This window comes from Okeania sp. SIO2F4 (genome assembly GCF_010672385.1).
Taxonomy (GTDB): Bacteria; Cyanobacteriota; Cyanobacteriia; order Cyanobacteriales; family Microcoleaceae; genus Trichodesmium.
In genome coordinates this window covers 1-14159 of sequence record NZ_JAAHGT010000150.1, presented here as the reverse complement: position 1 = coordinate 14159, position 14159 = coordinate 1, and the positions used below count along the sequence as shown (strand labels likewise).

Sequence of the window (14159 nt, the reverse complement as noted above, 5' to 3'; positions counted from 1 at the left end):
CACGGCAAATATACAAATAATTTTGTCTACCTACTTAAATTTTTGGAAATAGATAATGTCAGAAACTTTAGATTTTGATTTAGTTATTAAAAATGTACGAGTGGTGCGTCCAAATCATAATTCGAGCGATCGCCTCGACTTAGGAATTAAAAATGGCAAGTTTGCTCACATCGCCCCAGAAATTAACGCAGAATTAGGTAATGAGGTATTTGATGCCAAAGAATTATTAGGTTTTCCTGGGTTAGTAGACTCCCATCAACACATTGGTATTTATCAACCTCTACCTCAAGACGCTATTACAGAAACAAAAGCTGCTGCTATGGGTGGAGTGACAACAGGTTTAACTTATATTCGTACCGGGCAATATTATCTGAACCGAGGTGGTGCTTACAAAGATTTTTTTCCTGAAGCATTGAAGCTTTCAGAAGGTAATTTTTATGTAGACTACGGTTACCATCTCGCTCCTATTAGCAGCAGTCATATTGATGAATTACAATTTTTATTTGAGGAATATGGGGTGCCATCATTCAAAATATTTATGTTTTATGGAGGCTATGGTTTGCACGGAATGTCAGACCAACAAAACCTATTTTTGATGATTGATAAATCAGAAAGATACGATTTTGCTCATTTTGAATTTATTATGCGGGGGTTAACTAAATTACGGGAAACTTACCCAGAAATGCAGGATTATATTAGTTTAAGTTTACATTGTGAAATTGCTGATATTCTCAATGCTTATACAAAAATCGTGCAAAATGATAATTCTCTCACTGGTCTCAAAGCTTATAGTGCTGCTCGTCCTCCCCATTCGGAAGCATTAGCAATTGTTATTGCTTCCTATTTAGCTTATGAAACCAATTGTGTCAATATTAATTTATTACATCTGAGTTCCCAGAAAGCAGTGGAAGCAGCATTAATGATGCAAACAACATTTCCTCATATCAACTTTCGCCGAGAAGTGACTGTCGGACATTTATTATTAGATGTGGATGCACCTACAGGCAAATGGGCGAAAGTAAATCCACCAATTCGTTCCCGTGAAGATGTAGAATATTTATGGCAAGCAGTCTTAAATCGACAAATTGATTGGATAGTTAGCGATCATGCTTGTTGTTCGGCGGAGAAAAAAGCTAGCAGTCAAGACCCGGAGAATATTTGGTTAGCAAAATCTGGTTTTGGCGGTACGGAATATTTATTATCTGGAGTTTTCAGCGAAGGCAAAAAAAGAGGAATGTCTGAAAATCATATGGCTGAGTTATTGTCATGGAATCCTGCACAACGTTATGGTTTGTTAGAAAAAGGGGATATTGCTGTAGGGTATGATGCAGACTTGGTACTTTTCGACCCCAATGAAACTTTTGTTGTGCGTGCGAGTGAGTCAGAGTCGCAACAGGGTTATACACCATTTGAAGGAATGGAGTTGACTGGAAAAGTGAAAAGTACATTTTTGCGGGGAAATTTGATTTATGACAAAGGAGAAGTTTTAGGGTCGCCTCAAGGAAAATATTTGTCGCGACCCTATGGGAAAACAGTTAACAGTTAATAGTTATCAGTTATCAGTCTTTAACTTTCCTCAATTAATCTAGTAGTAGACTTACACGCCTAAAAATGTAGGTTGGGTTGACGTAGGAAACCCAACAACAATAATGCTTCGTTGGGTTTCACTTTGTTCTACCCAACCTACGCTTATTGCAATATTTTAACTGTGTCAGTCCAGGAGTATGGGTATTATAAAGTTTTTGTTTGTAGTTGGGCTTTAGCCCGAAAATGGGAGGGCTTCAGCCCAACTACGAGCTTGATATTAGCTCAAATATTTATCCAATACCTGATGAAAGTGACGGATGCGAGATTCTTGATAGTTACTTAGAGTAATACCTGGTTTAGCAGACGCCTTCAAACCTTTTTGCAGCAGGAGTAAGTTAGAAGCATCTTGATCTAGCACTGGCCCTGATTGTCTCAATTCTGGTGCATCACTCCAGTTTTCCTCAGATGTCAGCCAATGAATTTTAGCTGCTGGTGGGGTAACTCCCGATGTACAAGGTTGTAAGATTAGCACTTCCATAATACAACAATCAGGATCATTACCATAAGGTCTAAACCGAAACTGCAACGATTGACCCACACCAGGCCAGGCTAGAAAATTTGGAAAAATCAAGTAAGAAATTGCATCAAGCATCTCTGTATCAGAAACAGCAGAGCAGTCAACCTCTAAATGTTGTTTAAATACTTGCCGAGTCACTTCTGCTGCATAAGCACGGGGGTTCATTTCCTCAGAAATCTGTAATATTTCTGGGTCAATTTTGATAAATTCTATTAGAGCTGTAGCAGGAGCTTGTGGCTGTAGTGGCTTACCTAGATGGGGACTTTGGACTGCCAACGATAGAATTCCCCGATTATGACGATCATAAATGTCATTTTGCGAATTAGCATCTCCAGTGAATTTGAGAATTTGTGGATGTGTTGCCATTATATGATAAGATTCTAAAAAAGCTTCTAGTGCTACTTTCCAGTTAGCAGGCATCACTTTAGCAACGTGAGCTGCTGTAAATCTTTCCTGTAAAGCAAACTGTTGGAAATGTTCGGGTATATTTTCTAAGTAACTCTCCAGAGACTCACAGTCTGGGTCAAAGTTAATAAAGACAAAACCCTGCCAAGTTGCCACCTTAATTTCAGGCAACCGAAAAGCTTCATCTTCTACTTGTTCAAAATCCCAACGACAAGGAATATGAGCTAGGGTACCATCCAGTTTCCATGTCCAACCATGAAAGGGGCATTTTAAAGCTAAAGTATTTCCCTCGTTAACACATAACTGGGTTCCACGGTGCAAACAAGAATTGTAGAATGCCTGAATTTTATCAGCTTTACTCCGAACAACAATCACGGAAAAGTCGGCTATATCGTATACGACATAATCGCCCACATTGGGAATATTTTCTTCTCGACAAGCCCACTGCCAGACTTTTTTCCACAACTTTTCTACTTCTAAGTTATGATATTCGGGGGAAAAGAATATTTCTCTGGGGATATCAGCGGTTCCCAGATTTTTGATAGATTCTTGTTTGAGTACAGGTGGCACAGGTCGGCTATCAGTTTGCAATATTTCCTGCACTGTTTCCATTTCATCTCTGGTGAAATTTCTGGTAGTCATTTGATTCTTGATTAGATAGGTTGCAAATATATCTTACTATTATCTTTGGTTAAATTAAAGCTCGTAGTAGGGCTGAAGCCCGAAAATAGAGATGTAATGGGTATCATGTTTTTGAAATAGTTATAATCAAAGCTCGTAGTAGAGCTTCAGCCCGAAAGCGGACTTCAGAGGGCTGTTTGCTGATGCCTACTTCAAAGATTACAACTGTTATTTAAAATTACAAATATCAGGAAAAAAAATATATAGACACACTACTGATTTTAATATTATTAACTACTCTGTATATAATGTTTATTCAACTCTTTATGCTTTAATAAAAGCATCCATTTTCTATCCACTTAATTGTCAATTTATAACGGAAAATGAATTTGTATCTCAAAACCAATGGGTTAGTATTTACTAGCAAATAAAAGCGTTAGTCAGACTTCAGGCATATAGAAAAATATAGATCATATTACTCTTTATAATGGTAAGATTATTAATTTTTATCCTTAATATTTGGATTATAAAATTTAAATCGCTTCCTTTGCTAAATTATGGGAATCAGATGGAAGATTTATATAATAAAACAAATAAGTTGTCATAAACTATTCTTACTGTTCCCAGAACTGACTCCTCAAAAGTGAAAGTTTGCTTGATTTTTGACCAAATATTACAGTATATTCAGTACGGATTTCTCTAATTTCATAAACGGCTATACCTACCTTGGCAAAACTATAAAACTTGATTAATATTTTAGTAAAAAGATTTACATATGAGAGTTAAACAATGGCTGGTAGCTGAGTAAAATTCAATACTAAAAAGATTACTTATAACAATTTTTATATCAGGAATTAGGAGGTTTTTATATTAGAAATACTCAAGTTTATGCCTAATTATAAACAGTTATTTCCTTTGGTTGACTGTGTCATTAAATGCGAGTTTTAATTGAAACTTCAATTCACATTTTATAACTAAAAAAGGAGGATTTAATATGTCAGTAGAACATGATTGGCAATTACTTTATCAAGAGACACAAGAACAGATTAAACAACAAGAATTATTATTATATTCACTCTATCAACAACGTACTTTAATCCGGTCAAAGATGTTAGAAGAAGCACTAAAGCAAGAGCATAAATAAGTAATAATTAAGCTTAAGTCATTGTCTTTGAAGAAGGAATCAAAATTGAAAAATTGAGGAAGAATTAAAAGTTAATCTAAAACCACATTAACTTATCTTCCTCATTGTTGTTTTTTTCTTTTCTCTCTTGGTGCGCTAACAGGTGCGTCTGTCGCACCCCGCGGGGTCGCACCCCTATTCCCTGTTTCCGGAATTACTACTCTCTACAGACGTTGCATGCAACATCCCTACCTACTCCCGCGGAACAAAGGAATTTTGTACCTCACGCTTTTTGGGAATTACTATATAATATTGGTAATTATCCATTGCCAGACCAATTGACCCGTTCTGCTGAACTTACCCAAAATAAGAAGAGAAGAAGAGGTAATTATTAATTATTGAAACCCCTTTTCAAATACATGACCTCACGTCACAACCAAAACCTTGTAGGGACTAAGCATGGTTAGCCCCTACTGTGGTATACTAATCATCAAAACTGCTCTCAAGAAAGTAAGACTGAAATTTAATACTAAAGTTGCGATTTATGTCAAAAAATTTAGTTAATCTTCTTCCTTCTTCTCTCTTTCTTCTTTCTTCAACTTAACAAATATGATTACTTGTACAAATTGCAGACATAAAAATACTATTGCCTCTCGTTTTTGCTCTAATTGTGGTGCTTCTCTAGAGGAAATAAAACCCTCTCAAACAGCACCTACGGAATTAAAACCAGGAAGTCAATTAAGAAATCGCTACATAATTATTCGCCAAATAGGTCAAGGTGGATTTGGTAAAACTTACTTGGCAGAAGATACAGGAAGATTCGAGCAAGCAGTAGTTTTAAAACAATTAACTCCCGGAAATCAAGGTACAGAATTTATTCAAAAAGCCGAAGAACTTTTCCAACGGGAAGCAATGACATTACATCAAATTAATCATCCTCAAATTCCCCGTTTCTGGGAATTTATTCGAGAAAATAAATGTTTATTTTTGGTGCAAGATTTTATTGAAGGGCAAACATTAGAATCTTTACTAAATCAACGTCGAAAACAAGGTAATTTTTTTAGCGAAGTTGAAATAACTGACTTTCTGCGTCAAATTTTACCAGTTTTAAGTTATTTACATGGTCAAGGAATTATTCATCGAGATATTGCTCCTGATAATATTATTTATCGGGCGGATGATGGGTTGCCAGTTTTGATAGATTTGGGTGGAGTAAAACAAATTGCTGCTGAAGTTTCCCACAAAGCAGATAATTCAAAAAATGTTGTTTCTGCTGGTACTAAATTAGGTAAATTTGGTTATGCTCCTGATGAACAAATGCGCTTAGGAATTGTTGCGCCTCATAGCGATTTATATGCTTTGGCAGTGACTTGTTTAGTATTAATGACTGGTAAATTTCCCTCGGAATTAATTAATGCAAAAACAATGGAGTGGCAATGGAGTCAGGAATTAAAATTAAGTCCGAAGTTTGAGGGAATTTTAAATAGAATGTTGGCTCCTATTCCTGGCGATCGCTTCCAGTCAGCAGAGGAAGTATTAGAACAATTACAACCTCCAACTCCAGAAATTATTGCACCAACTAAAATTAGTAAAGTTGAGGAAAAAAATCAAGGAATTGAGACAAAAACAGCCTTAGTTGCTATTCGAGAACCAGGGAATATTATTCATAATTCTAATGAGATACCAGAAGAAATTCTTGGTTGGAGTTGGGGAGGATTTTTCTTGCCTGGTTTTTGGTGTCTAACTAATCATGTTTGGGTAGGATTAATCGCTTGGATTGATTTAAGTTTTGTCACTTTTGGCATGGGATGGTTACTGACAGGAATAGTTTTAGGTTTTAAAGGAAATGAGTGGGCTTGGAAAAGTCGGCAATGGAAAAGTATTTCTGAATTTAAAAAACATCAGAGAGTGTGGGCGATTATATCTTTATTATTAATTTCTAGTATCGTAATTCTTGGAATTTTAGCAATATTATTTTTCTTTGTTATTGCTGCTATTATTGCTGGATAAATTAATTTGGAATTAGGGAAAAAGGAACAGGGCTGAGAGTTACTAGATTTTTTTATTAATACAGCATATTTGGTGGTTAATGTGGTTCAATCAATTGAATAAATATTTTTTGCATGTCCCCTATTCCCTAAAACCATAAATATATGTACTTCTAGAGAGTAAGAAACTCCTGTAAATACCATCTAAATACCATTTCTCAAAAAGAATGCTATACCCGATCGGGTGGGGAAGTGTGGGAAGTAGTAGGGACGTTGCATGCAACGTCCGTACGGGAGAGGTTAAAAGTAGGAAAAATATATACTAACTGACTAATAATTGTCAAAAAAAGACTTGGAATCTTGGTAATTATTTAACTGTTGAAGTATAGCTGAAGTATAGTATTACTTTTGGTAATTGGTATAATACCATTTTGAAAAAAGAATGTTACAACAAGGTACATCTCGATCGCAGATGCTTAAAAAGAGCTGCTCCAATTTAAGCTTAAGACCTTAGGAAATCTCCCTGTTGCCTATTGCCTTTACAGCGCTTTTCAAGTTGATGAACCACATCGCCATAACCCAAACCTTGTAGGGAAGTTGCATGCAACGTTCCTACTGTGGTCTACCCTGCAGGAAAACCGCTGTAAACCCAGATTTTTGTCAAACACCAAAAAACCTACTGCTATATCTCTATCATTTTTGCCTTTTTTTATTCAACATTTACTCCTTCTTCCTTTTTCCCTTTTCCTAACTTATAATAAAAGTAAAGTTTGTTGAGAGTATAACAATCGATCATTATGAAAATCAAACATCCAATTAATCTACATAAGGCTACCACCTTCATATTTATATTAGCACTAATGGTAGCCTACCAAAACTTTACTTTAGGTCCTTGGGTTTATCTAGCTCTACATGGTATTTATGGAATTTTATGGCTACTAAAAGACCGTATCTATCCAGACAAACAATGGGAAGAAGAAATACCTGTTGCACAAGGTATTGTGATGTTCGTAATCATAGGCTTATATTGGGTAGCTCCCTACATTTTAATTAGCAGTGGAACTGAACCTCCAATACCTTTAGTAGCTGCTGCTATTTCTCTGAATATTTTTGGTATTTTCTTCCACTACACTAGCGATGCTCAAAAATATTATACTCTCAGATATAAGTCAGGATTAATCACAGAAGGATTCTTTGCACGTTGCCGAAATACAAACTATTTAGGAGAAGTATTTATCTATATTTCCTTTGCAATGTTAGCCCAACATTGGCTACCTTATTTAATTATAGGAGGATTTTTTGCTGGAGTATTTATTCCCAATATGCTGAAAAAAGATAAGTCTCTATCTCGTTACCCAGAATTTGCAGAATATAAGGCTAATTCAGGTTTAATTATCCCTCAACTATGGGGTGATAATTCTCTCAACCAAGAAGCTAAAAAAGTTAGTGAAGAAAAAGATATTCAACTGATTAGATAATATCAAATCCGCTTGCTTTGAAGAATAAGGTTCTACCATCAATATTGACAAAAACTATAACTTTGGTAGGGGTTTGGTGACCAAACCCCTACGGTTTTGAATTGTACTAATACTACCGGATTGGAGATAAAATATTGTAGAGACCTTTCATGGAACGTTCTTAATCCTGAGTATCTTTCCTATTTCCTGTTATATCATGTCCGGTTGAACAGTTATAAATAATTAGGCAGGAGACAGGAGACAGGAGACAGGAGACAGGAGATAGGGAAAAAAGTGTTTTCATCACGCTCTTATCCGGACATGGTATTATACCATCTTCCAACAATTAGTTATAAAAAAGTCTTTGTTTGTAGTTGCGCTTTAGTGCCAAATATATGTCTAGCGCTGAAGCGCAACTACGAGGTAAAATTAGTGTTTTACCAATAGCATCGCTCCTTTTGGGGGAGCGATATTATTAATAACTGGAGATTATATTAATCACATTTAATTAATTACAAGTGAATGTTCCTGCAAAACCTCTAAAGGTACAACCTCCAATGCTTTTTGATGAGTTGCAGACAAAACCACTGGTGGTGCAACTCCAGAGTCAAGCGCTTCTTTCCAACGGGATACACACAAACACCAGCGATAGCCAGGTTTTAAACCAGGAAATGAATATTCAGGTCTTGGTGTACTTAAGTCGTTACCACGACGTTTAGTAAATTCTAAAAAATCTGCTGTTACTTCTGCACAAACAACATGGGAACCAACATCGGATACTCCAGTTTTACAAAATCCATCTCGATAAAATCCAGTAATAGGAGAAGTGCAGCAAATTTCTAGTTTTTCGCCCAGTACATTTAATGCTTCTGTCATTTGAAAATAATCCCTCTGGATATAGTTTATTTTTTTAGTTTACCAGAGATTAACTTGATTATTTTCCCTGTCAAATAATATTATTTTCATCAGTTTTGTTTCTAGGCGATCGCCACTTTTTTTTCCTATTTTTACTTATATTTACATGGCTAAAATGCTATGCTAAAAAAAATCACGACTATTGTTTCCTTAGCTGCAATTTATTTGTCTACCATTTCAATTAGTAATATCAAATCCGGTAGCATCGGTATAATTAGATAGTTAATACTGAGGACTCCCCAATTATTTATAACTGTTCATCCGGACATGATATTAGAAATATTTCTCAGCCTACCCCAGATTATAGATATAGAGTTTCTCAAGGTACTGATACCAATTGCCAAAAGTAATGCTATACTTCAGCTATACTTCAATAGTCAAATATTTACCAAGATTCAAAGTCTGTTTTTGACAATTATTAGTCGGTTAGTGTAAATTATTCCTGCTTTTACCTCTCCCCCCACCTCCCACACTCCCCACACTTCCCCACCCAATCAGGTATAGCAAGATTTTTGAGAAATGGTATGTTACTCTTTTTTTCCCTCTCTTGATACCAGTTTCCTTGCACCTATAGATATAGTCTGATTATTTAGTTATAACTTGATTTTCAACTTTATCAAGTATTTTTGGAGCTATACTCTCTGGAACACGAGTATACTCAAGGGTACTGTTCAAATTTTGACCTTGACTTAAAATCCAACCGATCATTTTCTTAACTGCAGTTACTCGATCTGAATTATCATAATTTTGCTTAATTAACAGCCAGGTAACGCTAACAATAGGATATCCATTATCAGGGTTAGCTTCGTTAGCAGGAATAAAATCTCGATCAAATCTGAGTCCCGATAATGCTTTATTTGTTTCTTCGAGAGTGGGTTTGACAAACTCACCCTGTAAGTTTTCTACCATTGCTTTTGAAAGCTTGTTTTGACGGGCAAAAGTATCCTGTACATAACCGATCGCACCTTCATTTTCTTTCACTAAAACAGCTACCCCATCATTTTTGTTACCTTCTAGGGGTTCTCCTGGCCATTCAGGTTTTCTACTTGCACCTACTTCTCGACTAAATATTGGACTTGCCGCACTCAGATGTCTAGAGAAAATAAACGTTGTACCACTTCCATCAGCTCGCACCACAGTTTTAATAGGTAAGTCTGGTAGGTCAACTCCTCGATTATGTTTAGCTATCCTGCCATCGTTCCATTTCTTAATTTTACCTGCGAAGATATCTGGTAACACTGACTGAGATAGTTTGAGTTCATTAACTCCTGGCAGATTATAAACTACTGCGACAGCACCTCCTGCTGTTGGTATCATAACAACCCCTTTTGGCATTTGCTCTATTTCTGCTTCTACAGGTAGTGCATCGGTAGCAGCAAAATCAACAGTATTTGCAATAAAGCTTTCAATACCTTTACCACTACCCACTGAATTGTAATTTACTGTAATTCCAGTATCTTCTTTGAGTTGTTGAAAGTAAAGCTCATATAAAGGAGCTGGAAATGATGCTCCTGCACCTTGAAGAGTTTGAGCGATCGCTTCACCAACAGTACCAACACAAAGAGTGACTACTCCAAATGTTACTGTTAAGGCATTTTGCCAAACAGTTTTTAACAATGCCATATCTTAGCCTCCTGAAAAATCTAAATGTCTTGTAAATTTCTAAATATTACCGAGGATAGCAGCTTTAAGAAATTATACTTTTTTTTCTTACTAAATATTTATACAGCATTTCCCAAGAAGCGTAAAGTACGCGCATTAGTTTGTTTTAGGGAACACTTAACTGGGAACAGGTATAGAGGGAATAGAATAGAAATAAAGATAGGTGTACCTCATTAGTCTGAGAAATGCTATAGTTATGAACTTTTAGATAATTTGTATAGACAATATTTAATTAGATAACATTCCCGAAAATTTAATCTACTGTTAACTTTGATCTAAAAGCTTTGTTGTATATTTCCTATTAAGCTGGCTCAAAATATTTTAGGCTTAAACTAAAACTAATAGGTCTGAAAATAAATAATCTCATCAGCTAAACTATAATTATTATAATTCATTTTTAAATATTTGAGGATATCTTGGATACATGAATAGTCAATATATATTTATGTTGATTGGGTTTCTACTAGCATCATATTCAATTGTCGCTAACGATGCAATTCAAACCCTCGGTACATTTTTAAGTTCTAACTCTAAGCGCCCTTGGTGGGTACTTTGGCTATTTGCTTGCTCTGTGTTATTGGCAGTTTTTTTCTATGGCTGGAGTGTGAATGGTGGAGATGTAGCTTATGGACGTTTAGAAAAGTTTCCTCTTCCTGAAAATTTTAGCTGGATTTATGTAGTTCCTCCTCTTGTACTTTTGTTTTTAACAAATTGGGGAATTCCTGTTAGTACTACTTTTCTAATTCTCACAGTGTTTGCTCCTGGGAATCTTACCAGTATGCTAACTAAATCATTGTTTGGATATGTTCTAGCTTTTATCACAGGTATACTTATTTATAAGTTTGTCACAAAAGGTTTAGAAAATAAATTTCTGAATACACCTTACAAAGAACCACCTATTCAGTGGGTAGCTTTGCAGTGGGTATCAACAGCATTTTTGTGGAGTCAATGGCTGATTCAAGACTTGGCAAATATATTTGCATATCTGCCACGAAATCTTGATGCTTCAATGCTATTTTTTTCAATGTTTGTAATGCTACTTTTACACGCTGTTATCTTCTACAGAAATGGTGGTGCAATTCAACATCTAGTTACCAGTAAAACAAATACTCAAGATATTCGTTCAGCAACAATTGTAGATTTTATTTACGGATTAATCTTGTTATTCTTCAAAGAATGGAGCAAAATGCCGATGAGTACAACTTGGGTCTTTATAGGTCTTTTAGCTGGAAGAGAGGTAGCAATAGTTCACAATTTGCAAAATCGTGAAATTAAGGATGCAGGTAAGATTATTTTCAGTGATGCTTTAAAAGCATTTGTAGGTTTAGGAGTTAGTATTATTATTGCTTTTGGACTGCCGGTGTTAGAACAAATGATTAACAAGTAATACCAACAGAACTTACGCAAAGAAACCCGGTATTTTTACATATTTAAGTAGTTTAAATTATTTGATATTACAAAATATAGTTCCTAGGTTGAACTCTAGGAACTATTAATTTTTGGCGTTGGTGAATCAAACTATGAATTAAGATATTTGGGCGAACTGTACTCAAGATATGAATTATAAATACCCCAAACACCACTTGTTCCTGTTCCTACTCATGAATTAACTCATCCCTACGGACGTTGCATGCAACGTCCCTACCCCGGACATATTCCCTACCCCTAATTTTTTTTAGACATTATGATTAAATTCTCATTTTAGGATAAAACTTGAAAATCCTAAGTCCAGGGACTGTCAATAGAGTTATAGTAGACTGGCAGTTTATGCTTATTAAGTTTTCATAATGCCCCAATAATTCAGAGTGGAGCATTAAAACTGATACCCTAAACTAAAAATGGCCGTGAGGAGTTTATATAGATGAATATATCCAAAGATAAAGATGCCTTAGAGATACTAAAAGAAACTAGCCGAACTTTTTATATCCCTATTAGTCAATTACCATCTGGCCTAAAAGAGGCAGTGGCATCGGCTTATCTTTGTATGCGTGCCATTGATGAAATTGAGGATCATCCAGATCTAGATAACTTCACAAAGGCAAAATTGTTACGAAAGATTAGTCTTGTTTTACAGGAAGCAGTTGACCACTCCAGTTTCCTTAACTTTTCAGAGAAGTTAGACCTTAATATTAGTCATATACCAGAAGTAACAAAAAGAGTAGGAGAATGGGCAATACTGGCTTCAGATACTATAGCACCTAGGATTTGGGATGTAACAGCAGCAATGGCAGACCGGATGGCTTATTGGGCAGAAAATAATTGGACAATCCATAGTGAATCAGATTTAGATCGTTATACTTTTAGTGTGGCTGGTGCAGTAGGTTTATTACTTTCTGATTTATGGAGTTGGTATGATAATACTCAGACTAATCGTACTCAGGCGATTGGATTTGGCCGTGGTCTACAGGCGGTAAATATTCTCCGTAACCATTCAGAAGATTTAGTTAGGGGCGTAGATTTTTTTCCTCATGGTTGGACTGCCAAAGATATGCAAGTTTATGCTCAACGTAATCTTTTATTGGCTGATTCTTATACTAACTCTCTCCCTTCGGGACCAGCGCGAAATTTTTGTCAAATTCCTCTCACCCTTGCTCATGCGACTCTCGATATTCTGACAATGGGGCAAGAAAAACTAACTCGTTCGGAAGTGATGGAATTAATTTCCCGTTGCAATAATTCTGCTTAATATTCTTTAGTGTCTTTCATTAATGGATAATGGATAATGGATAATTACCTCAAGGAAAACCGTAACCAAATTGAATATAAGGAAATTCAAGAGCACTTTTTTTCTCTTGAAATAGAAGGCTTTATACCTTTATTTTTCGGTAAGGTAGGAAGTTTCTGTAGAGTAGGATTGTCAATTCCGGCCAATTAACATTGCTCTTAGCTAAGTTGGATACAACCCCCATATCAGTTTTCTAGTACCAATAAAAAATGCTTAAGTGCTAAAACCAAAATATTTCGAGAAAAAAAATTTTAGCGATGCTAGGTAATATTTCTGAAATCAAAATCCATCGAGTACGATGGGGACTTACACTGGGTTGGTGTCTCCTAATTATTTCACTATTCTACGATCCACTATCCACTCAGCTAACAGAACCTTCCAATGCACTAAGTCCTTTCAGACTCAATATAGAAAACTGCGTCCTGGTACAAGGAAAATGTATTGAAGAGATACCCTATGCGATGGGAGCCTGTATTTTTTGGAGCCTTATCGTGCCTTCTTCTATTTTCATTTTGCTTGTGTTAGGACACGAATTTTGGCGACGAATTTGTCCCCTATCCTTTATTTCACAAATTCCTCGTGTCTGGCGATGGGAACGTAAACGCACCCGCGTCAATCCGAGAACGGGGAAAGTACGCAAGGAATTGGTCAAAGTCGCCAAAAATTCATGGCTAGCTCGGAATCATCTTTCCCTACAATTTGCCCTTTTTTTTCTAGGGTTGTGTAACCGCATTCTTTTCGTCAACTCCGATCGTTTGGTTTGAGGTTTGTTTTTAACACTCACCATTATTGCAGCACTAACGGTCGGTTTCCTCTATGGTGGTAAGGTTTGGTGTCAGTATATTTGCCCGATGGCTCCCGTAGAAAAGATTTATGCACAACCAAGAGCACTACTCAACAGCACCGCTCACAAAGGCGATCGCAAACCCATTACCCAATCCATGTGTCGCACAGTAAGTCCTGATGATAAAGAATTGAGTGCTTGTGTTGCCTGTCAAAGCTCTTGTATTGATATAGATGCCGAATATTCTTATTGGGATGGGATCGGCAACCGGAAGCAGCAATGGCTCTACTACGGCTATGTTGGCCTTACAGTTGGGTATTTTGTCTATTACTATCTTTATGCGGGGCAAAGTTTTATTCAGTTGTTGCCATCACC

At 36.1% G+C, this 14159-nt stretch carries 11 protein-coding genes and 2 pseudogenes; 10 read left to right on the top strand and 3 right to left on the bottom strand.

Annotated elements, in window-relative coordinates:
* The first annotated feature begins 55 nt into the window (after positions 1 to 55).
* Positions 56 to 1546, top strand: a complete 1491-nt coding sequence (locus tag F6K22_RS12145) for a dihydroorotase (RefSeq protein ID WP_293097606.1) — start codon at positions 56 to 58, stop codon at positions 1544 to 1546.
* Positions 1547 to 1804: 258 nt separating this feature from the next.
* On the opposite strand, the gene F6K22_RS12140 is transcribed toward F6K22_RS12145, so the two are convergent.
* Positions 1805 to 3151, bottom strand: a complete 1347-nt coding sequence (locus F6K22_RS12140; RefSeq protein ID WP_293097603.1) for an aromatic ring-hydroxylating oxygenase subunit alpha — start codon at positions 3149 to 3151, stop codon at positions 1805 to 1807.
* Between the two features lie 973 nt (positions 3152 to 4124).
* On the opposite strand from F6K22_RS12140, the gene F6K22_RS12135 reads away from it, so the two are divergent.
* From F6K22_RS12135 to F6K22_RS12125, 3 genes are all read left to right on the top strand, one after another.
* Positions 4125 to 4274 (top strand): hypothetical protein, encoded by a 150-nt coding sequence (locus F6K22_RS12135; RefSeq protein ID WP_293097600.1) that lies wholly within the window; start codon positions 4125 to 4127, stop codon positions 4272 to 4274.
* A gap of 588 nt (positions 4275 to 4862) precedes the next feature.
* On the top strand, positions 4863 to 6263 hold the full coding sequence (locus F6K22_RS12130) for a serine/threonine-protein kinase (RefSeq protein ID WP_293097597.1): 1401 nt from the start codon (positions 4863 to 4865) through the stop codon (positions 6261 to 6263).
* Positions 6264 to 7038: 775 nt separating this feature from the next.
* Entirely contained in the window at positions 7039 to 7719 is a 681-nt protein-coding gene (locus F6K22_RS12125) for a DUF1295 domain-containing protein (RefSeq protein WP_293097594.1), read from the top strand.
* A gap of 483 nt (positions 7720 to 8202) precedes the next feature.
* Here F6K22_RS12125 and F6K22_RS12120 read toward each other — a convergent pair whose 3' ends face one another.
* Complete coding sequence (locus F6K22_RS12120) at positions 8203 to 8574, bottom strand: DUF2237 family protein (RefSeq protein WP_293097591.1); 372 nt, start codon at positions 8572 to 8574, stop codon at positions 8203 to 8205.
* 306 nt (positions 8575 to 8880) lie between these two features.
* On the opposite strand from F6K22_RS12120, the gene F6K22_RS12115 reads away from it, so the two are divergent.
* Positions 8881 to 9048 (top strand): hypothetical protein, encoded by a 168-nt coding sequence (locus tag F6K22_RS12115; RefSeq protein WP_293097588.1) that lies wholly within the window; start codon positions 8881 to 8883, stop codon positions 9046 to 9048.
* 150 nt (positions 9049 to 9198) lie between these two features.
* Here F6K22_RS12115 and pstS read toward each other — a convergent pair whose 3' ends face one another.
* Positions 9199 to 10236 (bottom strand): phosphate ABC transporter substrate-binding protein PstS, encoded by a 1038-nt coding sequence (gene pstS / locus F6K22_RS12110; protein ID WP_293097586.1) that lies wholly within the window; start codon positions 10234 to 10236, stop codon positions 9199 to 9201.
* A 463-nt stretch (positions 10237 to 10699) separates the two neighbouring features.
* Between pstS and F6K22_RS12105 the strand changes: the two genes are divergently transcribed.
* From F6K22_RS12105 to F6K22_RS12090, 5 genes and pseudogenes are all read left to right on the top strand, one after another.
* Positions 10700 to 11662, top strand: a complete 963-nt coding sequence (locus F6K22_RS12105; RefSeq protein ID WP_293097583.1) for a hypothetical protein — start codon at positions 10700 to 10702, stop codon at positions 11660 to 11662.
* Positions 11663 to 12136: 474 nt separating this feature from the next.
* A complete protein-coding gene (locus F6K22_RS12100; protein WP_293097581.1) occupies positions 12137 to 12961 on the top strand; it encodes a squalene/phytoene synthase family protein in 825 nt (274 codons plus the stop codon).
* Positions 12962 to 13518: 557 nt separating this feature from the next.
* The gene (locus F6K22_RS12095; RefSeq protein WP_293097578.1) at positions 13519 to 13764 is read left to right on the top strand and encodes a hypothetical protein; all 246 of its coding nucleotides are present in this window, start codon (positions 13519 to 13521) and stop codon (positions 13762 to 13764) included.
* 3 nt (positions 13765 to 13767) lie between these two features.
* Positions 13768 to 13815, top strand: a pseudogene (locus F6K22_RS41955) (hypothetical protein); the annotation flags it as partial.
* A 36-nt stretch (positions 13816 to 13851) separates the two neighbouring features.
* Positions 13852 to 14159, top strand: a pseudogene (locus F6K22_RS12090) (calcium-binding protein); the annotation flags it as partial.